Source organism: Lactobacillus helveticus DSM 20075 = CGMCC 1.1877 (assembly GCF_000160855.1).
In the GTDB taxonomy this organism is placed as follows: domain Bacteria; phylum Bacillota; class Bacilli; order Lactobacillales; family Lactobacillaceae; genus Lactobacillus; species Lactobacillus helveticus.
In genome coordinates this window covers 69,154-92,388 of record NZ_GG700755.1, presented here as the reverse complement: position 1 = coordinate 92,388, position 23,235 = coordinate 69,154, and the positions used below count along the sequence as shown (strand labels likewise).

18 protein-coding genes, 1 pseudogene and 1 CRISPR repeat array are annotated in these 23,235 nt (G+C 34.4%); all 19 genes and pseudogenes read left to right on the top strand.

Translation table 11 applies throughout. The features are described from left to right. The coding region (locus HMPREF0518_RS06135) for a phosphoribosylamine--glycine ligase (RefSeq protein WP_003627164.1) at window positions 1-739 on the top strand (739 nt) is incomplete at its 5' end. A 310-nt stretch (window positions 740-1,049) separates the two neighbouring features. Further along, a complete protein-coding gene (gene cas6 / locus HMPREF0518_RS06130) occupies window positions 1,050-1,805 on the top strand; it encodes a CRISPR-associated endoribonuclease Cas6 (protein ID WP_003627162.1) in 756 nt (251 codons plus the stop codon). A 17-nt stretch (window positions 1,806-1,822) separates the two neighbouring features. Next, a complete protein-coding gene (cas8a1, locus tag HMPREF0518_RS06125; RefSeq protein WP_003627160.1) occupies window positions 1,823-3,580 on the top strand; it encodes a type I-B CRISPR-associated protein Cas8b1/Cst1 in 1,758 nt (585 codons plus the stop codon). Window positions 3,581-3,598: 18 nt separating this feature from the next. Continuing rightward, on the top strand, window positions 3,599-4,501 hold the full coding sequence (cas7i, locus tag HMPREF0518_RS06120; RefSeq protein ID WP_023192831.1) for a type I-B CRISPR-associated protein Cas7/Cst2/DevR: 903 nt from the start codon (window positions 3,599-3,601) through the stop codon (window positions 4,499-4,501). After that, window positions 4,488-5,201: a type I-B CRISPR-associated protein Cas5b gene (cas5b, locus tag HMPREF0518_RS06115; protein WP_003627156.1), complete on the top strand. Its 714-nt coding sequence runs from the start codon at window positions 4,488-4,490 to the stop codon at window positions 5,199-5,201. The genes cas7i and cas5b overlap by 14 nt, the downstream gene beginning before the upstream one ends. Window positions 5,202-5,343: 142 nt before the next feature. Then, window positions 5,344-7,773, top strand: coding sequence for a CRISPR-associated helicase/endonuclease Cas3 (locus tag HMPREF0518_RS06110; RefSeq protein ID WP_003627154.1), 2,430 nt, complete (start codon window positions 5,344-5,346; stop codon window positions 7,771-7,773). A gap of 15 nt (window positions 7,774-7,788) precedes the next feature. Next, the gene (locus tag HMPREF0518_RS11135; RefSeq protein WP_003627153.1) at window positions 7,789-7,914 is read left to right on the top strand and encodes a Dna2/Cas4 domain-containing protein; all 126 of its coding nucleotides are present in this window, start codon (window positions 7,789-7,791) and stop codon (window positions 7,912-7,914) included. Between the two features lie 34 nt (window positions 7,915-7,948). Continuing rightward, entirely contained in the window at window positions 7,949-8,281 is a 333-nt protein-coding gene (gene cas4 / locus HMPREF0518_RS06105) for a CRISPR-associated protein Cas4 (RefSeq protein WP_003627152.1), read from the top strand. A 9-nt stretch (window positions 8,282-8,290) separates the two neighbouring features. Beyond that, the gene (cas1b, locus tag HMPREF0518_RS06100) at window positions 8,291-9,280 is read left to right on the top strand and encodes a type I-B CRISPR-associated endonuclease Cas1b (RefSeq protein ID WP_023192832.1); all 990 of its coding nucleotides are present in this window, start codon (window positions 8,291-8,293) and stop codon (window positions 9,278-9,280) included. 5 nt (window positions 9,281-9,285) lie between these two features. Then, entirely contained in the window at window positions 9,286-9,567 is a 282-nt protein-coding gene (gene cas2 / locus HMPREF0518_RS06095) for a CRISPR-associated endonuclease Cas2 (RefSeq protein ID WP_023192833.1), read from the top strand. Between the two features lie 184 nt (window positions 9,568-9,751). Beyond that, window positions 9,752-12,487: direct repeats of the CRISPR family, unit length 30 nt; unit sequence GTTTTTATTTAACTTAAGAGAAATGTAAAG. 220 nt (window positions 12,488-12,707) lie between these two features. Then, window positions 12,708-15,371, top strand: a complete 2,664-nt coding sequence (gene polA, locus HMPREF0518_RS06090) for a DNA polymerase I (protein ID WP_003627144.1) — start codon at window positions 12,708-12,710, stop codon at window positions 15,369-15,371. An 8-nt stretch (window positions 15,372-15,379) separates the two neighbouring features. Beyond that, a complete protein-coding gene (gene mutM / locus HMPREF0518_RS06085; protein ID WP_003627142.1) occupies window positions 15,380-16,210 on the top strand; it encodes a DNA-formamidopyrimidine glycosylase in 831 nt (276 codons plus the stop codon). Further along, window positions 16,207-16,809, top strand: coding sequence for a dephospho-CoA kinase (coaE, locus tag HMPREF0518_RS06080; protein ID WP_003627139.1), 603 nt, complete (start codon window positions 16,207-16,209; stop codon window positions 16,807-16,809). Before mutM ends, coaE begins: the two co-directional genes overlap by 4 nt. Before the next feature lie 2 nt (window positions 16,810-16,811). Continuing rightward, window positions 16,812-17,279 carry a transcriptional regulator NrdR gene (nrdR, locus tag HMPREF0518_RS06075; RefSeq protein WP_003627138.1) on the top strand — a complete coding sequence of 156 codons (468 nt, stop codon included), beginning with the start codon at window positions 16,812-16,814 and terminating at the stop codon, window positions 17,277-17,279. Window positions 17,280-17,281: 2 nt separating this feature from the next. Further along, window positions 17,282-18,613: a replication initiation and membrane attachment family protein gene (locus tag HMPREF0518_RS06070; RefSeq protein ID WP_003627136.1), complete on the top strand. Its 1,332-nt coding sequence runs from the start codon at window positions 17,282-17,284 to the stop codon at window positions 18,611-18,613. 31 nt (window positions 18,614-18,644) lie between these two features. Continuing rightward, complete coding sequence (gene dnaI / locus HMPREF0518_RS06065; RefSeq protein ID WP_012212130.1) at window positions 18,645-19,553, top strand: primosomal protein DnaI; 909 nt, start codon at window positions 18,645-18,647, stop codon at window positions 19,551-19,553. 290 nt (window positions 19,554-19,843) lie between these two features. Beyond that, on the top strand, window positions 19,844-21,778 hold the full coding sequence (thrS, locus tag HMPREF0518_RS06060) for a threonine--tRNA ligase (RefSeq protein WP_003627134.1): 1,935 nt from the start codon (window positions 19,844-19,846) through the stop codon (window positions 21,776-21,778). 157 nt (window positions 21,779-21,935) lie between these two features. Next, complete coding sequence (locus HMPREF0518_RS06055; protein WP_003627133.1) at window positions 21,936-22,457, top strand: hypothetical protein; 522 nt, start codon at window positions 21,936-21,938, stop codon at window positions 22,455-22,457. A gap of 151 nt (window positions 22,458-22,608) precedes the next feature. Next, window positions 22,609-23,138, top strand: a pseudogene (locus HMPREF0518_RS06050) (hypothetical protein). Window positions 23,139-23,235 lie beyond the last annotated feature (97 nt).

Here is a 23,235-nt window from a genome sequence, read left to right as displayed (position 1 = left end):
GTTTGCTGGTGGTCAAACTGCTGTGGTCCTTGAAGAATGTCTGGTTGGTCCTGAATATTCAATGTTTGTGGTTGTTTCTGAAGATCAGTTCACTATTTTGCCAATGGCGCAAGATCATAAGCGAGTTGGCGATGGCGACAAGGGTCCAAACACTGGTGGCATGGGATCATATTCTCCCTTGCCACAGCTGAAAAAAGAAGATCGACAAAGAATGATCCACGAGATCGTGAAGCCCACGATGAATGGTTTAGTTCAAGGCAATTACCACTACTGCGGCGTTTTGTATATTGGCTTGATGATGACGGAAGGTGGTCCAAAGGTCATTGAATATAACGTTCGCTTAGGTGATCCTGAAACTCAAGTTGTCTTGCCTCGAGTTAAAAATGACTTTGCGGAACTGATTGACGCAGCAGTAAATCATGAAAAATTGCCTGAAATTGAAGAAAACGATCAGTCAGTGTTAGGCATAGTTGTCTGCAGCAAAGGCTATCCAACGCATCCGGCTCCTAATGTGAAGATCGGCAAGTTGCCTGAAGGTACTAATACCTATATCGATTATGCCAACGTGAAAGGTGATTTGGATAATCTGACAGGTGATGGCGGCCGCCTGTTTATGGTGATTTCTGAAGCTGACAATTTGGTCCAGGCGCAAGATAATGTTTATTCATATTTGAGCAAGCTTGATCTGCCAGATTGCTTCTACCGCCATGATATTGGCAATCGTGCTTTGAGAGATTAGATATTTGAAGAAAGTCCCAGTTGGGGCTTTTTTGTTTTGGAGTTGAATCTTGAAAAAAGCATTCAAATTTTTAAATGGTATAATAGCTATGACTTATTATTTATCCCAATGGAAATGTAAAGTGTAACTATAGCATTTTTATTTTATTTAACTCATGAGAATAGTTGTGTTGAATGTTGATCTCCTTAAGTTTTTTAGCTTATGGAGATCATATTTTTTGTTCTTCTAAAAATCTAACCTTGTAATTATAGAAAAGGGTGATAGACTAAATGTGTAATAAAAAAATAATTACAAATGAAAGGAGCTAAAAATGAGATTTGGCATACCGATTCATCTTCTTCCCAAAAATTCGGAAGAAAAGGAAATCAAAATAAATATCGATTACGATGCCTATATTTTGTCCTTAATTAAAACTGGACTTTCAACTGAAAATCCGGCTTTGTTTAAAGAGCTTTTTGGAAAGCCTACACAAAAGAATTACTCAACTAGTGTATTTTTCCCGAATGCTACTTTTACTAAAGACAACATTGTTTTAGATAAGAATGGAGAAATGAAATTATATTTTTCAACTGCTAATACAAATTTAGCAATTAATTTCTATAATTCGTTTGTTTATTTAGATCATTTAGATGCGGAAAAACTACCCTTTGGACACAGTTATCTGGCTGATGTAAAGAAACTTTACACTATAGAACTACCTAAAATCACCAAAGACAGAGTTATTTTTAAAACAATGTCTACAATCGTGATTCGAAATGATGAAGGAAGATTTATCTCGTGTCCTAATGATTCGACTGAAGAAGGACTTGCTGAGTTTAACGATGCTCTACGCAGAAATACCTTCAACAAACTAAGGGATAATGAGTCGCTAGCTTCAACAGTCAAAGGACTGAAATTTAAGCCGATAAAGATGCGAAAAACAGTGCGTAAATCATTTGGCTTGAATATTGAATGTACTAAAGGAATTTTTGAACTAGAAGGTAATCCTACATTATTAAATTTTATTCAAGAGTCTGGCCTAGGCGAAAAGACAGGGACTTTTTCTGGGATGATTAGTTTAGCTTAGAGATAGGCGGTGATAATATGGGTGAAACAAGCACTGTGACTATTGATTTTAGAATAAATAGTTGGCTAGAAAATGCTGGTATAGTTGGTTTAACTAGAATCTTAAAAGCTAATCCAAGGTATCGAGGAAGTTATAAAGAAAAAGAAAATACTTTAGAAGTAGATCCTAAAGTATTCGATAATTTTTCTGACTTGTATTTTAATTTCTTCATCAAAAATTATGGTCAAGCAACCAGATACTGGAGAATTGTCAGTGAAGAAAACTTCCTGAAGTCTCTTAAAGAGAATGGCTTTAAAGACTTTGACAATAAAAAATTAAAAGAACTAACTGATTGGTTTGATAACGTTTTAAAGTACTCAGTTAATTCAGCTAGTTACAAAAAGGTCATTAAATTTATTAATAGTGATTATGATATTAAAGCAGAAGTTAAAGACTGTAATAAAAAAATTCGAACGCTAAATAAAAAGAATTTCTTAACTGAAAGCCCTGAAGAAGCTAAGGAAATATTACAGGAATTAATAAATCAATTGTTAAAAGCAATTGAATACTTTAGTACAGATCAGGCTAGAAAATATTTTCCGGCTAAAACACTGAGCTATACAGTAATTAATAAAGCTTGGAATGGTGTGTCTTTTCTTAATCCTCAAGCTAAAAATCTTGATTTCTATGATGACTATCAAAACTATTTTGTAGCACCAGTTCAGAAATATTTGCAAGAAGATCATTCTAAAGACAAATATATATGTTCAACCTGTGGTCGTCCAATAAAGAGGTTGGAATATTCATACGGTTTTTTGAATGATATGGGTTATGACTTAAACAGAAAAACAAGTAATGCTTGGAACTTCAAAAATGACCTGTATATTTGTCCAGTATGTCAATTCTTGTATTCGTTAGTACCAGCAGGATTTACCTATAATATGGCTAGTCAAGGAATCTTCATTAACGAAAATTCATCGATTAGAAATTTGCAAGGTAAGAATGATGCTACTTTTAACAGCATGATGAGAGATATTAGAAGTAATACTCAAACTAGTCCATATAGAGCTTTTTCAGCCGCTTTTAGGGATGCTGAAGCTAGCGGTCAAAATGCTGCTTTAGCTAATATTCAATTAATTACATACAATAATGATCATTATAATTTTCAAATTATTCCGATCGTTGCATCTAAAGTACTAATAAAAGCTGTTGAAAAGAAATATACAGTAAAACAAACTGGTGAAGTAAAGAGCTATTTGGCTAATTTATATAATGCCGGAATTAGTAACTTTAGAGGTGCAGGGTATTACAGTATTTTGGACAATGTATTGAACTGTTTATTTAACAATACTAACTTGTTTAGCATTATCCAAGAATTGGAATTGTTAAAAGTTGGAAATACAGCAGGCTGCTATTACAATACTTTTCAAATCATGACAGTGATTCGAATGAATGGTTGGTTCCTAAATGAATTACATAAATATAGAAGGAGTGAAAATCCTATGAAAGTGGAAGAGGATAAATTAACAAAAGCCCGTGGTTGCGGCATGCACGTAAGAATGGGGTATGACAATGAAAACAAAGCTAAAACCTTAGCTTACAAGATGCTTGAAGCAATTCGTGCTAATAGTACTGATAGATTTATGGAACTCTTACTTAATGCATATCTGTATTTAGATAAGACAGTACCTAAGATTTTTATTGAAACTCAATCTAATACTGAAGTATTTAAAGAATATGCTTTTGCATTTATTGCAGGTTTAATTGGTAGTAGTAATGCTGAACAAGATAAGTAATTAGTGGAGGATATAAAGATGACACAAGATAAAATGGGCTTAACAGCAACTATTGTTTTTCAAGCTTCAAGTGCTAACTATGGTGAAAGTTTGGGTAATGTAGCATCCCTTAAGAAACTTACTCGTGGAGATGGTCAACAATATTCTTACATTTCACGTCAAGCTATTCGTTATGATATTGTGCAACAACTCGGTGAGAAAGAAACAAATTTGGAAGCCGAAGGTAGTGGCGACAAGAAGGTAATTCAATTTGCTAAAGACGCTTCTATTAAGGACTTCCCTGAAATTGATTTCTTTGGTTATATGAAAACCGAAAAGGGCAATAACTCATCTATTAGATCTGCCAAGGTACGTCTTTCAAATGCTATCAGTCAAGAGCCATATGAAGGCGATACTGATTTCTTAACTAATATGTCATTAGCTCAAAGAATTCGTAAAGCTACAGGCGACAATAAGATTCGTAACAGTATTGCCCAATCCGAAATTCAACAATCATACTATGTGTACACACTAACAGTTGATTTGGATCAAATTGGTGTTGATGACAATGACGGCACCAATTTAAATGCAAATGAAAAGAATCGCCGTGTTGCTAAATTACTAGATACAATTCAATACTTGTATCGTGATATTAGAGGCCGCAGGGAAGATTTAAAGCCATTGTTTGCTATAGGCGGAGTATATGATATCAAGAATCCAATTTTTGAGAATGCCGTCAAAGTAAGAAATTCTAATATTGATATTGAATCAATTCAAAGTATTTTAGATGATCCAAGAGTTAAAGAAAACACTAGTGTCGGCTTTGTAGATGGTGCATTTAACAACAGCCAAGAAATTAAAGATAAATTGGATGCAGTAACAGTAGCTAAGTTTATGACTGATTTAAAGAAAAAGGTTGCTGATTATTATGAAGGTAATTAGAGTTAAATTGCATCAAGAAACTGCTAATTATCGCGTCCCAGCTAGTCATGGGTTTCGTGAGAGTTATCCATTACCTCCCATTTCAACGGTAATTGGTATGGTTCACTACTTGTGTGATTTCCATGAGTATCATCCAATGAAAGTCAGTGTTCAAGGCTCATATGTATCTACTACTAGTGATTTCTTTACACGATATGAATTCAAAAATGGTTTGAAATTTGATCCTGGTAGGCATCAGTTAAATGCTGAAGGATATGGGATTAGTAGAGGAATCGGACATGTTCAATTATTGTATGATGTCAATCTAATATTGCATATTAAACCTGATGATGAGAATGAACTGGAAGATATATACAATGCTCTAAAATATCCACGTGAGTTTCCAAATCTAGGTCGACGAGAAGATTTGGTAAATTTTGAAGAAGTAAAAATCGTTGATGTAGAAAAAAAGGATGAAGACTTAACTGTAAATCATGGTGCGTATATACCAGTTGAAATGTCTGAAAATATCGGTCTTGAAAATGAAGGTATTGGATATAAAGGAACGCATTATTACTTAAATAAGGACTATAAACTGGTAACGATAAAAAAAGGTCAGACACAACGTCGATGGAATAAAGTTGAAGTTATATATGCTTCTGGGTTTACGGTTTATAAGAGTTACGTTGATGAAGATAATAATGTAGTGTTCTTAGTTTAAAATCTGTCGATGTCCAATAAGCAGTTTTTACCAGTAGATCGACAGATGTGATAAAGCCTTATGTAATAGTTTTTCTAGAGATTCCAATATTTAACTTACGAGAATATACGATATTAACCATAAAGATAGAAAGTGTGAAAGGATGAATGAATATTTAGCTAAATCTTTAGACCAATCTGAAGGAAATCATTGTGAGACGATCGTTGAACATACTAATAATTTGTTAAAGCAATATAGTTTATTAAAGCAAGCTTATCCAGATATATTTCAAAATTTTTGGCTTAGTCAAGATCGATTTAACGATATGACAAAACAGGTAGATATTCGTAGTAAAGACGATTGGCGGCTTTTAGAAATTGCTTGTAGCTATCACGACTTAGGGAAAATGAACCTACGCTTTCAGAAAAAGGTAAAAGCAGGGCAGAGCTTTTGTAAAGGTGAAATTCCGCATGCATTGTTAAGTATTACGATGCTTCCAATTGATGAATTACAGAAGCATTATACTAAAGATCAAATCATAGCATTAATTTTTGCAATAAAGTGGCACCATGAACGTAATTTCTCTGAAATATACGAGAAGCATTATGAGGATGAAATAGAAGCTTTAAAGAAAGAGTTTGCTAGTTTTGATTATTCAAAATCAAGTTTTCCAATTCCCCCTCAAGAGCCAGCAAAAGTAGATAGTAAGTATTTAACTGGTAATTTAAGTCATAGATTGTCCCCTAATTATGAGCCTAAAATTTATGATGAATTTGTAATACTAAAAGGTTTGCTTAATCGTATTGATTATGCTGCTTCTGGACATTATGAAATAGAGTCGAAATCACGTGTATGTTTGAGTCAAAATATACTTCAAGAATGGCATAAGAAAAATCCAGTCGCTGATTGGAATGAACTGCAAAAATATACATATGATCATAGAAATGAAAGTATCGTTGTAGTCGGTCAGACCGGACTAGGTAAAACCGAGTCAGCGCTCAGATGGCTTGATAATTCTAAGTCATTCTTTGTATTGCCTCTGAAAAGTGCGATCAATTCTATCTATGATCGAATTTCTGGAATTGTTTTTCAAAATAAAAGTCATGAAAATTTGGCACTTCTTCATTCGGATATGATGGCTAAGGCATTATCAGAAAAATTTGATGATGAAGATAACTTTGAAGAATTCGTAAATGAAGAACGGAGTTGGTCTAAGCAACTATCTGTTGCTACCTTGGATCAAATTTTTAATTTTGTTTATCACTATAAAAATTATGAACCTAAACTTGCTACTCTTGCTTATGCAAAGGTGGTAATTGATGAGATTCAAATGTATTCTCCAGATCTTTTAGGATATTTGATTTACGGGTTAGGTGAAATCCAAAAATTTGGCGGCAAATTCGAGATCATGACAGCAACATTACCTCCATTTTTGATAGATTTGTTGGAAAGCAATGGTTTGGAATTTAAGCAAGCACCACACCCATTCTTAGATCCTAAAGTGAATCATCGGCATAAGGTTAAAGTTTTGCACAAACAAATTAATTCGGATGACATAATTAATTTAGATCGTCATCAAAAGACCCTTGTAGTATGTAATACCGTTAAATCTGCTACGGAACTATATTCTGAACTAAAGCAAAAAGGGGTCTCAGATGTTCATTTAATTCATAGTAGATTTATTCGAAAAGATCGAAATGAAAGAGAAAAAGAGATACTTGAATTTGGACAAAAAGAAAATCATAGTTCTGGAATTTGGATAGGTACACAAGTCGTTGAAGCATCATTAGATATAGACTTTGACATGTTAATTACAGAACTTTCTGAATTGTGTGGCCTTTTTCAGAGAATGGGAAGATGCTATAGAAAGCGTAACTATGAAGGTAAGGAACCAAATGTTTATGTTTTCGATGGTGGAGATAAGCTAACAAGTGGAATTCATGAAAGCAAGCAGGAATATGACGATAAAAGATATCATTCTGTTGTAGATTATCATCTGTTTGAAATATCTAAGAGAGCTTTAGCTCAAGTTGACGGATATTTAACTGAATCAGATAAATTAAAGCTAATTGATGAGAATTACACTACTGACAAGCTATTAGATGAAAATTGTCAGCTTATTGATAAGGTCAACGATTGTATTGATTATTTAAATGATTTGACTTTTTTAGATAACCTCAAGACAAAAGAAGAAGTTGTAAACACTTTTAGAAATATCAACACAATAGATATTATTCCTGAACAAGTATTTCTAGAAAATAAAGATAAACTTGAGGCAGCTGCTAAAGCACTAAATAATTATATAAGAAGAGAAGATTTTCTTGATCAAACGGAGTACAAAAAGCAGCATCAGATCCTTGTAAAAGAAAAGATTAAAGCAAGAGAGGTAATTAATAATTATTTAGTTGGTATACCCCTATATATAATTAATAAGGTCTCAAAACAAGATAGATGGATAAAAGATAAAGCATTAAATGAAGTCGGATATAACATCTTACCAGCAGATTTCAATTATGATTCTATGACTGGCCTATCATATAACGATAATAAGAATAAAAATGCTGAGATTGACGATGATGATAATATCTTCTAGTTTGGAGAATATAAAATGCGAGTTACTGGTAATATGGTTAACTATTTCTTTGTTTGTAAAAGAAAGCTTTGGCTTTTTCAACATCAAATAGGATTTGAACAAACTAGTGAACGTGTTCAATTAGGGAAGCCTATTAGATAGAACTAGTTATCAAGGGCATGGTACACATCATGTAATGATTGATAATTTGATCAATATTGACATGGTTGAAAATTGGCAACTGATTCATGAAGTTAAAAGAAGCGATGCAATCGAACCAGCAGCTATTTGGCAGTTGAAATACTATATTTATTATTTAAGGAAGAAAGGAGTAAATATCTCTAAAGGATTACTAGATTATCCTCGTCTTAAGAAATGTGTAAAGGTTGATTATACGGATGAAGATGAGAAGCAGATGGAGAAGTATATCTCAGAAATTGAACAAATTTGTGAACAAGTAACACCACCTAAGCCTCAATTTAAGCCAATTTGTAAATCATGTGCATTTTATGAGTATTGTTTTTCTTAGGTGATTACGATGGAAGATTATTATTTATTTTCTTCAGGAGAATTAGAACGTAAAGATAATACGGTTAGATTAACAAGGTCAGATGGTAAGTATAAAGATTTAAAGATTGAAGTTACCAGAGATATTTATTTGTTTGGCGAGGTTTCTACTAATACTAAGTGCTTAAATTATCTTGCTCAAATGAAAATACCGGTTCATTTTTTTAATTACTATGGTTTTTATACTGGATCATTTTATCCAAAAGAACAGAATGTTTCTGGTACACTTTTAATTCAACAGGTACAGGCTTATACAGATCCTAAAAGAAGATTATATTATGCTAAAAAATTTGTCTTAGGAGCTGCTAAAAATCTATTAAGAAACCTAAAATATTATCAAAGAAGAGGGAGAAATTTAGATGATAGCATAAAAGAAATTACATCATTAATTCGACAAATAGATCAAGTGCATGATGTTGAAGAACTAATGGGGGTCGAAGGTACTATTCATAGGAGATACTATGCATCATGGCAAAGTGTTTTTATTCCCGATGTAGATTTTTCAAAAAGGGTAAGAAGACCGCCTGATAATATGGTAAATACACTTATTTCATTTTTGAATGGATTAATGTATACAACGTGTTTGTCAGAGATTTATGTAACCCAGCTTAATCCGACTATTAGTTATCTACATAGTCCAATGGATAGAAGATTTTCATTATGTCTTGATATATCTGAAATTTTTAAGCCAATGATAGTTGATAGATTAATTTTCTCACTGATAAATAAAAATATGATTAGTGAGGAAGACTTTAATAAGGAATCAAATTATTGTTACTTATCTGAAAAATCCAAACGGATAATCGTTAGTGAATACGACAAATATATGAAACAAAAAGTTAGATATAAAACCTTGCATAGGGATGTTTCCTATAGACATTTAATCCGATTAGAATGCTATAAATTAGTAAGATCGTTGGTTGAAGGAGAAACCTATGAGCCTTATGTTATGGGATGGTAATAGATATGTATGTGATTCTGGTTTACGATATCGTAATGGATAAACAAGGTGCTAAAGTAAGTAGACATGTTTTCAAAATATGTAAAAAGTATTTAACTCATGTTCAAAATTCAGTATTCGAAGGTGAACTAACCAAGTCCCAGCTTGAAAGCTTGAAGAATGAGTTGGATAGATGGATTCGACAGAACGTTGATTCAGTGATTATATTCAAAAATAGAAATAAAGATTGGCTTGATAAAGAATTTATGGGTCAGGATTTAACTGATTTAACGTCGGATATATTCTAAAGAAGAATCTGTCGATGTAAGATACGAAGAAAATCCTGGGAGATCGACAGATTTGCAAAATGCCGGTACAATGATATTTGTGCGATTTGTCTAATGATTTTAGTGATTTTTGGATGCGTTTTTGGTTAGGTCGACAGATAGGGCCGTTGAATCTATTGATACAGTAGGACTGGTAGTTGCAACTGTTTTTATTTAACTTAAGAGAAATGTAAAGTCAACACCGCCATGTTTCATACATTTATGAACAAAAGTTTTTATTTAACTTAAGAGAAATGTAAAGTCGTGTAGCTTAATCCAAGATCAGCTTTGCCAGCTGTTTTTATTTAACTTAAGAGAAATGTAAAGGAAGTGATTCCAACCAGAACCAATCTGTTTGAACATGTTTTTATTTAACTTAAGAGAAATGTAAAGATTAATAGAAGAATGATACTTCTTTACCAAATCCTTGTTTTTATTTAACTTAAGAGAAATGTAAAGATATTGGCGGTCTTTTTAAGGCAAAAAATTAATTTGAGTTTTTATTTAACTTAAGAGAAATGTAAAGACAGTTATGGTGGCTATTATGTCTATTGTGTCTATGTTTTTATTTAACTTAAGAGAAATGTAAAGTAGCTATGGTATAGTATATATAGTTAAAAAAGAAGAAGTTTTTATTTAACTTAAGAGAAATGTAAAGTGACGTAGGAACTAGGTATGTTAGCTGTAAAAGCAAGTTTTTATTTAACTTAAGAGAAATGTAAAGATCTACAATAGTAGCTGGGATAACAAGACGTATAGGTTTTTATTTAACTTAAGAGAAATGTAAAGAATGTATACCAGTCTATTGGTGGCATTGCTCGTACAGGTTTTTATTTAACTTAAGAGAAATGTAAAGTTAATTGCAAGATTTACTCTTGTGCGACTTTCACCGTTTTTATTTAACTTAAGAGAAATGTAAAGAAATATTGGTGTTCCAATTCTGGGACTGGCTTAATTGTTTTTATTTAACTTAAGAGAAATGTAAAGGGCTAAAAGCTCGAAAGAAGTCGAAGGACTAACCAGTTTTTATTTAACTTAAGAGAAATGTAAAGTTGCATAAAATGCGTCTCTTAATCTTGTCTTTGATTCAGGTTTTTATTTAACTTAAGAGAAATGTAAAGTATTTTTGTATGGAAAAAGTAAGCGATTTAAATAGCGTTTTTATTTAACTTAAGAGAAATGTAAAGGCATAAATAGTAAATTCTTTCATTTTTTGTACCTCGGTTTTTATTTAACTTAAGAGAAATGTAAAGTCAACAAGCTTGATGGAGTTTAAATCCCGACCACCGTTTTTATTTAACTTAAGAGAAATGTAAAGAAGCAAAATTGCAAAGTATGGTTACCAAAATCTTTAGTTTTTATTTAACTTAAGAGAAATGTAAAGACAACTAACGCTGCAAACAACGCACTAAGAAAACAAGTTTTTATTTAACTTAAGAGAAATGTAAAGGTGCAAAATAAAAATATGCCTAAACGTTATATCAAAGTTTTTATTTAACTTAAGAGAAATGTAAAGCTATCAAAGGCTTTACTCATGTTGGCTCTGGTCTGCGTTTTTATTTAACTTAAGAGAAATGTAAAGCCAATCAAATCATCATTAAGGAAATCTGCTGCAAACGGTTTTTATTTAACTTAAGAGAAATGTAAAGATTTAGGACTGTCGTTGATCATCATCGTTAGTCTGGTTTTTATTTAACTTAAGAGAAATGTAAAGCATTAATAGCCGTTGTCGTCTTACTTCTAAAGTGTGTTTTTATTTAACTTAAGAGAAATGTAAAGTTCTCTGGCTCGGTAGGCTGTGTTTGTGCCGTAGTTGTTTTTATTTAACTTAAGAGAAATGTAAAGTGCTATAAAAAGCATCTCTTAATCGTGTTTTTGATTGTTTTTATTTAACTTAAGAGAAATGTAAAGTGTAAGTGCTTGGTATTAATACCAGCAATGACGTAAGTTTTTATTTAACTTAAGAGAATGTAAAGTCATGGCTTAAAATCCTAATAGTACGAGTATTGTTAAGTTTTTATTTAACTTAAGAGAAATGTAAAGCTATTCCGACTTGACCCAGATGAACTCACTAACCACGTTTTTATTTAACTTAAGAGAAATGTAAAGCAAAAATGGAACGGGTGGGAACGGTTTAATGAAATTGTTTTTATTTAACTTAAGAGAAATGTAAAGTGAAATACTCTGAATCATGTTTAGCTTGATCGCCTGGTTTTTATTTAACTTAAGAGAAATGTAAAGAGTGATTTAAGCTTGACTCAAGGTGATGATAAGGACGGTTTTTATTTAACTTAAGAGAAATGTAAAGGTATTCCTGTGGTACTGATTTGGTAGTTCAGCCTATGTTTTTATTTAACTTAAGAGAAATGTAAAGGATTATGCGTACGGCAATAACTCATGGCTACAAGTCGTTTTTATTTAACTTAAGAGAAATGTAAAGTATGGCGAAAAATTAGAAGAAAATTTTGTCAAAATTGTTTTTATTTAACTTAAGAGAAATGTAAAGTCTATCTATATCCTTTCTTTTGGTCGTTGGACTTTGTTTTTATTTAACTTAAGAGAAATGTAAAGAGATTTGTGGGCGCTTTAATATTGAAAATGCAGAAGGTTTTTATTTAACTTAAGAGAAATGTAAAGAATTCACGATTATATACTTCATCAGGTGCAAGACTAGTTTTTATTTAACTTAAGAGAAATGTAAAGTTTCAAAAAAAGTAGAAAACTACAAAGAGCTTGCTGTTTTTATTTAACTTAAGAGAAATGTAAAGAAACTTGAATGATCTATAGTACCTCTTTTTGAGTGAGTTTTTATTTAATTTAAGAGAAATGTGAATTTCTGAAAGTTTAATCTAAAAGTTTTAGTAGTTGGTAGGTCTTTATTTAATCTAAGGGAAATGTAAATAAAGCCGAATTTTACACCAACTTTACTAAATATGCTGATTTTATCTAACTTAAGAGGAAAATAATTGTGTGATTAAAGTCAATTAAATATAAAACATAAAGATTTATATTTAATTTACGGGAAGGAAACTACAATCAAACATCCTACTAAAATCCTACCAATTAAACTGGTAAAATAGATAAGTAAGTATAGAGAACAATTTTTATAAAAGGGGAATAAAATGGCAGATAAAAAATTACTTCTAATCGATGGTAACTCTGTAGCTTTCAGAGCCTTTTACGCTCTTTATCGTCAACTAGAATCTTTCAAGAGTCCGGACGGCCTGCACACTAATGCCATTTACGCTTTTAAGAACATGCTCGATGTCCTTTTAAAAGACGTTGATCCAACCCACGTATTGGTAGCTTTTGATGCAGGAAAAGTCACTTTTAGAACAAAAATGTATGGTGAATACAAAGGTGGACGTGCGAAAACTCCAGAAGAGTTGCTCGAACAAATGCCTTACATTCAAGAAATGCTGCATGACTTGGGTATTAAAACTTATGAATTGAAGAATTATGAAGCAGATGACATCATTGGTACTTTTGCTGCGAAGGGTGAAAAGGTCGGGTTCACAACCACGATCGTAACTGGTGACCGCGACTTGACCCAACTTGCGTCCGACAAGACGACTGTCGAAGTAACCAAGTCTGGTGTTTCTCAACTTGAAGCTTATACACCAGAACATATGAAGGAAGTTAACGGCGTCACTCCAAGCGAATTCATCGACATGAAGGCCTTGATGGGTGATAACTCTGATAACTACCCAGGTGTTGAAGGCATCGGTCCTAAGACAGCTTCTAATTTAATTCAGGAATATGGTTCAGTAGAAAATCTTTACGATCATATTGATGAAATGAAAAAATCTAAGCGTAAGGAACGTTTAATTCGTGATAAAGACAAGGCCTTTTTAGCTAAAAAACTTGCCACGATTGATCGTGATTCACCAGTTACCATTGATATTGATGACGTAAAACGCGAGCCAGTTGATTATGAAAAGCTGCGGCAATTCTACGAAAAGATGAACTTCCGCAAGTTTTTGGCAGAACTTAATGCTTCAGGTGCCGGTCAAGATGGTGCCGAAGTTGAAAAAGTAGAATACACTGTTTTAAACGATGACAATGTTAAAGATGTTAAAGCCACTGAAAAAGACACTGTTGAATTTTATCTAGAAATGCTCGGCGCTAACTACCACTTAGCAGATTTTGTCGGCTTTAGCTTGAAGATCAACGACAAGATTTATGTTTCAAGAGACGTGGACTTGCTTGAAGAAGACAATATCAAGCACATCTTAGAAGATGAAAAGATCAAGAAGAACGTCTTTGACTTAAAGAGATCCATGGTTGGGGCCCATCGTTTAGGCATTCATACGCATGGCCTTGATTATGATATGCTTTTAGCCTCATATCTAGTTAATAATGAAAACAACTCTAATGATCTTGGTGAAATTGCCCATCTTTATGGGGATTATTCCGTTAAGACTGACCTTGAAGTCTACGGCAAAGGTAAGAGTGAACACATCCCTGATGACGATGATGAATTATTCAACCACTTAGCTTCCAAGGTCAACGCCATTGAATCACTCAAGAAGACTCTGCTTGAAAAGCTCAAAGACCACGAACAAGATGCCTTGTTTGATACGATCGAAATCCCAACCGCGCGCGTTTTAGCCAGAATGGAAATGAACGGGATGAAGGTCGAAACAAGTACTTTAATTCAACTGCAAAATGAATTTGCCGTTAAATTGAAGAAACTCGAAGACAAAATTTATGGCCAAGCCGGCGAAAAGTTCAACTTGAACTCACCAAAGCAATTAGGTCACATTTTGTTTGAAAAGCTTGGTTTGCCAGTCATCAAGAAGACCAAGACTGGTTATTCAACTTCAGTTGAAGTGCTCGATCAATTGAAGACGCAAAGCCCAATCGTTAGCAAAATTTTGGACTATCGTCAAATTGCCAAGATTCAATCTACCTATGTAAAGGGTCTGCTTGACGTCATTCAACCAGATGGCCGCGTGCACACACGTTACTTGCAGACTTTGACTGCAACTGGACGTTTATCTAGTGTGGATCCTAACTTGCAAAACATCCCTACCCGCACCGAAGAAGGAAAGCAAATCAGAAAGGCCTTCGTGCCAAGTGAACCAGACGGCTACATCTTCTCTTGCGACTACTCACAAGTTGAACTCCGTGTGCTCGCCCATGTTTCTGGTGATCAAAACATGCAAGAAGCCTTCAAGACCGGGTATGACATCCACTCACACACCGCGATGAAGATCTTCCACTTGGAGTCACCGGATGAGGTAACACCACTGATGCGTCGTCACGCCAAGGCAGTTAACTTCGGTATCGTCTACGGTATTTCCGATTATGGTTTGTCCAAGAATTTAGGTATTTCTAGGAAACGTGCGCAAGAATTTATCGATAATTATTTTGAACAATATCCTCAAATCAAGGATTACATGAATAAAGCAGTACAAGAAGCACGTGACAAGGGCTATGCGGAAACGATCATGCATCGCCGCAGATATTTGCCAGATATTCATGCTAAGAAATACACTGTCCGTGCTTTTGCGGAAAGAACCGCCATTAATTCTCCAATCCAAGGCTCAGCTGCCGATATCATCAAGATTGCCATGATCAACATGCAAAAGAAGCTTGATGAATTGCACCTTAAGACCAAGATGGTTATTCAGGTGCACGACGAATTGATTTTTGATGTGCCAAAAGACGAACTGGAAACAATTAAAAAGATTGTACCTGAAGTAATGCAATCAGCTGTTAAGTTAGATGTGCCATTAATTGCTGATTCTGGTTGGGGACACAATTGGTATGATGCAAAGTAGGTGATAAAATGCCTGAAATGCCGGAAGTTGAAACGGTTCGAAGAACTTTGATTCCTTTAATTAAAGGAAAAACTATTGAAAAAGTGATTTTGTGGTATCCCAAAATCGTAGCGACAGATCATGAAAAGTTTTTATCTGAATTACCTGGTAAAAAAATCATTGATATTGATCGTTATGCTAAGTATTTGCTTATTCGTTTGAGTGACAATTTGACGATTGTTTCTCATTTGCGAATGGAAGGAAAGTACCATCTAACCACATCTGATGCGCCTAAAGATAAACATGATCATGTTGAGTTTATTTTTACGGATGGAACAGCCTTACGGTATAATGACGTGCGCAAGTTTGGTCGGATGCAATTAATTTTAACTGGAACTGAAAGGCAAACTACAGGGATTGGCAAATTAGGTTATGAACCAAATAGTTCTGAATTTACATCAGAATATTTGGTAAATGGCTTAAAACGTAAGAAGAAAAATATCAAAAATACTTTGCTTGACCAGTCAGTAGTGGCCGGCCTTGGCAATATTTATGTTGACGAAGTCTTGTGGCGGACTAAGATCCATCCCTTGAGTCAGGCTAACAAAATCCCTGCTGAAAAAGTAATGGAATTGCATGATCAGATTAACCAAATTATTACCGAAGCGATTAAATTGCAAGGTACGACTGTCCATTCCTTTTTAAATGCAAATGGTCAAGTTGGCGGCTTTCAAAGCAAGTTGCAAGTCTATGGCCATGTAGGTGAACCTTGTCCGGTTTGCGGCACGAAGTTTGAAAAAATTAAGGTTAATGGTCGAGGTACCACTTTTTGCCCTCATTGTCAGGTGATTTATAAATGAGTTATGTATTAGCATTAACGGGTGGAATTGCTACTGGTAAAAGTACAGCTGATGACTTTTTTAGAAAGAAAAATATTCCAATTATTGATTGTGATCAAATTGCCCGTGAATTAATGGAACCTGGCAACGCATCTTGGCAGGCAATAAAAGATCATTTCGGGATGGAGTACTTAAATTCCGATCAAACAATAAATCGTAAGAAGTTAGGGCAATTAGTTTTTAGCAACAAACAAGCACTATCTGAATTAAATCAGGTGACGCATCCCTTAATTTTTGATAAAACAGTAGCAAAGATAAAAGAATATCGAGATTTTGCTCTTGTTATTTTAGATGCACCAGTATATTTTGAAGCAGGATTAGACAAAAAACATGTAGCTAATGGCGTACTGGTAATTACGCTTCCTGAACAATTGCAGATTGAGCGGTTGAAAAAGCGCAATAATTTAACTGATCAGGAAGCAATTAATCGCATTAATAGTCAAATGCCGTTAGTTGAAAAAGAAAAAATGGCCGATTTTGTAGTTGCAAATACTGGTACAATAAAAGAATTAGAAAATAAACTAAAACAGGTATTAATTAAGATCAGGGAAGAGGAATAGCTATGGAATGTCCAAATTGTCATCAAAATGCCTCCCGCGTTATTGATTCACGTCCTAGTGATGAAAACCGTGCAATCAGACGACGCAGAGAGTGTGAAAATTGTGGCTTTCGTTTTACAACCTTTGAAAGAATTGAAACAGCACCTTTGCTCGTAATAAAAAATGATGGTACGCGTGAACCATTTAATCGCAAGAAAATTTTGCATGGCGTAATGGCTGCAGGTCAAAAGCGTCCAATCAGCAGTGATCAATTCGAGCAGTTAGTTGACCATGTTGAAAATAAAGTAAGAAAACAAGGCATTAGTGAAATTTCTTCTAAAAAGATTGGACAATACGTTATGGACGAATTAGCTGATCTTGATGATGTGGCTTATATTCGTTTTGCATCTATCTATCGTGAATTTAAAGACATGTCTAGCTTCATGAAGACAATGGAAGATATGATGGCTAAGAAAGGTAAGGGCAATTAGTCATGTTTGAGACTGCTGATCCCAAGCATCTTTACTATGTGGCTAATCGTATCAGACTTTTTCCTGAAGATGAAAAAGTTTTGATTAAGCTATATCAACCATTAGTAGGAGCAGTGGCAGTAGCACTATATCAAACTTTGATTCAAAATTATGATCCTTATGGCATCATTTCGGATTCTAAGGGGATATATTCGCTGCAAGAGCAGTTAGACTGCAGCTTAAAGCAATTATTTAATTCACTGCATAAATTAGAGGCTGTGGGATTGGTCCAAACATTTTTGTCTGATAATGTGTTCAATAATGTTTTAGTCTTTAAATTGTTGCAAGTCCCAGCTGCAGATAAGTTTTTTGCAACGCCACTTTTGGCTAGTCTATTAAAAGAAAAAGTTGGTGTACCGACTTTTCATGATTTAAGTCACGCTTTTGCTCAAGAGGCTAAGTTAAAAGAAAAACCGATAAAAAACGCGAAAGATGTATCAGCTAACTTTTTTGACGTTTTTCGTTTGCCTGGCGATGAAGCGATTACTCCATCTAGTGATGTAGTGCAAGCTGCTCAAGAAAATAAAGTTCATGAAGTTGAAATTGCTAAAGTGAATGATCACGATAGTATTGATTGGGATTTCATTAAGCAAGAATATAGCAGATATCAGATTCCAGCTAGTGAAATTGATCTTAACAAAGAACAAATTCGTGGTTTGATTCAAACATATGGCTTGTCAGAAAAAGAATTTGTAGATGAAAGCTTGCCATGTCTTCATGGCTCTTATAGCTTAAATATGCGTGATATCAGTAATACTTTAGCTGAAAATTATAAGAGAACCAATACAAGAGAAAATGTACAAACTCAATTAAATGAAGGTCGGAAAAAGGCACTAGCTACAATTAAAGATATGGACGATAATGATAAAAAATTATTAAAAGCAGCTAATGAGAGTTCGCCTGCCGAATTTTTGTATAAACTTAAAACGCAAAAAGGCGGTATAACTAGTGCTAATGAGAAGCAGATCATTAATAATTTGCATACGCAGTACGGTTTGCCTGAAGATTTGATTAATATTTTGACTTATACATGTTTAACATATGATACCGTGGTGAGCTCGAATTTAGCTTATAAAATTGCTAACGATTGGCTCCAACATGGTGTTGCCACAGCGGTACAAGCTTTGCAATATGTGAAAAAACGGCGCAATAGTTTTGGCAAAAAGAGACCAGTTCGAACTTATCAAAAGCGAGTTGAAAAAGGCACTGACTGGAGCAAGAAAAAGGCTGATAGGGATGCTGGCATTTCTACTGAGCAACTGAAGAATTTATTTAAAGATTTGAACAATAAATAAAAGTCAAAAATAATTGGAAGTAGGTGAAAAAATGGAGCCAATTGACAAGGTAATTAAAAAGATTGTAAAAGAACGCAATTTAGGCGATGCGCAATCTTTGATAAGTCAGGCTTTGCATGATCCTGATGTGCAAGCATTTCTCACTGCAAATGCGAATAAGATCGATCAAAAGATGGTTCAAAACAGTATGTCTAATTTATACGAATATTATTCTCAAAAACATACTGCAAATAAAGTGATGGCAGGATATGCGCCTCAATTATTTTTAAACGGCAAGGTAATCGATATTCGGTATGTTCCTACCAAGGCAAAATTAGCTCAAGATCGCAAGCAAGCAGCTGAACGAAGATTGCAATTAATTGATGTTCCAACTCGCCTGCATGATGTAAGTTTAAGTGAAATTGATGTAAATGATGATCGTAAGCAAGTTTTGACTTTAATCTACGATTTCTTGAGAAAATACAAGCAAGATCCTCATGTGCAAGGCTTATATTTATCGGGAGATTATGGTGTAGGCAAGACATATATTTTGGCGGGATTGGCTAATTATGTAGTTACCAATATGAATAAAAATGTGGTCTTTTTACACGTGCCTACTTTTATTGCAGGTTTGGCAAGTCATTTTGATGACAATAGCTTGCAAAGTGAAATTCGTCGTTTATCTGAATGCGATTTATTGATTTTAGATGATATTGGTGCTGAAAGTCTTAGTCAATGGTCACGAGATGATGTATTAGGCGTAATTTTACAGGCGCGCATGGATAATGTTTTACCGACCTTTTTTTCATCTAACTTGGATATGGAAGCATTAGAATCTCATTTTGAAGAAACCCGCAATGCCACTGATCCGGTAAAGGCTAGAAGACTGATGCAACGTGTACGCTTTTTAGCTAAAGAAGTAGTAGTTTCTGGACCTGATAGAAGAAATTCTTTGCATTAATTTTGAAAAAGGTCTTGCATCTGAAAGTTTCGTGCGTATAATGAAAGTTAATTAAGCGAGACATGATGGTTTTCAATTCAGAGAGAAGAACCTTGTTCTGGAAGTTCTTCAATAGAGAATCACCCCAATCGCTTATTCCCAAAGTTGTTAATTTTAGGTTGGATGCCTTTATCAATCCATAAAGAGGTTAGATTACGCTAACCTGAATTTCGGGTGGAACCACGCTAATTAGCGTCCCAGTGCATTCTTGCACTGGGACTTTTTTTATTATAATTTTTTTGGAGGAAAATATGAGTTTTTCAATCACTTTGCCTGATGGCTCAAAGAAAGATTTTGAAGAAAGTTTAACTATTGCTGACTTAGCTCAAAACATTGCAACTTCACTTGGTAAGGCTGCTGTTGCTGGTAAGGTTAACGGTGAACTTAAGCCCCTTGATTACAAGCTTGATAGTGACAGCGAAGTTGCTATTATCACTAATAAAGACGAAGAAGGCTTAGATGTTTTACGTGCTACTGCTGCTTTTGTATTTGAAGCTGTAGCTAAGTGTGAATATCCTGAACTTCGTTTAGGTGAACATGTAGCTGACGAAGACGGCTTCTATGTTGATACTGATAAGGATGACCAAATTAAAGTTGGTGAATTACCAAAGCTTGAAAAAGCTATGCAAAAGGTAATTAAGAACGGTGAAAAGATTGAACACGTTCAAATTGCTAAGTCAGAACTTGAAGATCTTTACAAGAATGATAAGTTCAAGAGCGAACTTCTTGCTAAAGTTGAAGGCGATACTGTTGATGCCTACAAGCTTGGTGATTTTGTTGACTTTGGCTTCGATGCTTTGCTTCCAAACACTGGTAAGATTAAGCAATTTAAGTTATTGTCAGTAGCTGGTGCTTACTGGTTAGGTAAGTCATCAAACCCAATGCTTCAAAGAATCTTTGGTACTGCATTCTTTAAGGAAGCTGATTTAAAGGCTGACCTTAAGCGTCGTCAAGAAATTAAGGAACGTGACCACAGAACTATTGGTCGTGACCTTGACCTCTTCTTCGTAGATCCTAAGGTTGGTGCAGGTCTTCCATACTGGATGCCAAAGGGTGCTACTATTCGTCGTGTTGTTGAACGCTACATCATTGACCGTGAAGTAGCAGACGGTTACCAACACGTTTACACTCCAGTACTTATGAACCTTGATGCTTACAAGACTTCAGGCCACTGGGCACACTACCGTGATGACATGTTCCCACCAATGGACATGGGTGATGGTGAAATGCTTGAACTTCGTCCAATGAACTGTCCTTCACACATTCAAATCTTTAAGCACCACATCCGTTCATACCGTGATCTTCCACTTCGTGTTGCTGAACTTGGTATGATGCACAGATATGAAAAATCAGGTGCTTTGTCAGGTCTTCAACGTGTACGTGAAATGACTTTGAACGATGGTCACACATTCGTAGTTCTTGATCAAGTTCAAACTGAATTTGCTAAGATCTTGAAGTTGATCATGGAGGTATACAAGGACTTCGATATTACTGATTACTACTTCAGACTTTCATACCGTGATCCAAAGAACACTGATAAGTACTTTGCAAATGACGAAATGTGGGAAAAGTCACAAAAGATGCTTAAGGGTGCTATGGATGATCTTGGCCTTGACTACGTTGAGGCTGAAGGTGAAGCTGCATTCTACGGTCCAAAGCTTGATATTCAAACTAAGACTGCTTTGGGTAACGATGAAACTATGTCAACTATTCAACTTGACTTCATGCTTCCAGATCGTTTCGGTTTAACTTATGTAGGTAAAGATGGTGAAGAACACCGTCCAGTTATGATTCACCGTGGTATTGTTGGTACTATGGAAAGATTTATTGCTTACTTAACTGAAATTTACAAGGGTGCATTCCCAACTTGGCTTGCTCCAGTTCAAGCTGAAATTATTCCAGTTAACAACGAAGCTCACGGCGAATACGCTGAAAAGGTTCGTGCAGAACTTGCTAAGCGCGGCTTCAGAGTAGAAGTTGATGACAGAAACGAAAAGATGGGTTACAAGATTCGTGAATCACAAACTCAAAAGGTACCTTACACTTTGGTATTAGGTGACGAAGAAATGAAGTCAGGCAAGGTTAACCTACGTCGTTACGGTACTGATGAAGAAATTTCTAAGAGTCTTGATGACTTCATTAACGAAATTGACGCTGACGTTAAGTCATACTCACGTGAAAACTAATTAAAGATTTAGATAAGTAAAGGGAACGTATGCATTGGGTATACGTTCCTTTTTGTGTTTGTAATAAATAAGTAAGAATAATGTTAATTTCTTTCATTTGTGTGCAATATTTTAATTCAATAATTTGAATTAAGGATAAATAGGGAGGACGACAGGTATGAAGAGAAAATTAATATTGTTTTTGACAGCTTGTTCAATTATTTTTAGTGTTGCGTTGATAAATCAGAGAAAAGCAAGCGCAGCATCATGGGATGCTAAAAGCTTATACACAACACCCAAGCAAACGCGTGGGACTTGGTATTATAAAAAGAATGGTAAAATTAAAAAGCTGAGAATTACAGCACATACTTTTGATAAAGTTAAATTGTATAAGATGTTAAGTAATAAGCAAACACGAAAGTGGACGAAGAAATTAGCTAAAGCTGACCAAGAATCAGGATTTAAATTGGCTAAAAAAGTTGGTACATCTCAATATGAGGCTGATGATTTTAAATTTCATAAGTCAGCTGGCTTTACTATTAATGGTTGGCTTTCCAGTGATAATGCTGATTCGGGTCATACTTATGTTACTGTTAAGAAAAAATATAAGGGTAGTAAAATTAAAACTTTACGCGTAAGAAATGGTGCAGTTAATGCATTTTTGTATTATTGCTACCGAACTAAAAAATTGGCGAAGTAAGTATTAAATACTAAATGATCATTGAAAGATGATTATTTAGTATTTTTCTGTTACCTTTGTGTAATATTTGTAATTGTTTTGTAAAATAAATGTTACGTGCTCTGATTTTTGTGTCATAATAATGATGAAAAAATTGATGGGGGTTAATGTAATGAAAAAGAAATTACTATTATTTTTAGGTGCAATATTACTAATTTTAGGTTTTGCAAAGTTGAGTTCTGTTAACGCTGATGCGGCAACGATTAAGGCAACCGATTGGGGTGCAAAGAAAGTATTTACTACACCAAAGAAGACTCGTGGTGTTTGGTACTACAAAGAAGGTAAAAAAGTAAAGAAATTCAAGATTACAGCGCATACTATTGATGGTGTTAAGTTATACAAGGAATTGAATGGAAAAACTCTGATAGATGGGTCAATAAGTTGATTAAGGCGGATAAAAAGTCTGGCTACAAGTTAGCTGATAAAGTTGGTGAATCAGCATGGGCTTGTCATACAATTAAGTACCATAAGATTATTGGATTTAACGCTGACGGTTGGCTTGCAGGCAGCGGCGATGGTTTTTACTATGTTCCTGTTAAGAAAAACGTTAAAGGTAAGAAAGCTAATGCTTTGCGTGTAGGTGAAGGCGCTGGCAATTATCTTTCATATTATGCTTACAAGAGCAGAAAACTAGTTAAATAAAGTTTAATAATGAAAAGGAACAAAGTGTATCCATTTCGTCCCTTTTTGTGTTTTAATAGAAAAATATAGTCATAAATTATTAGTTTAATTATTTCAC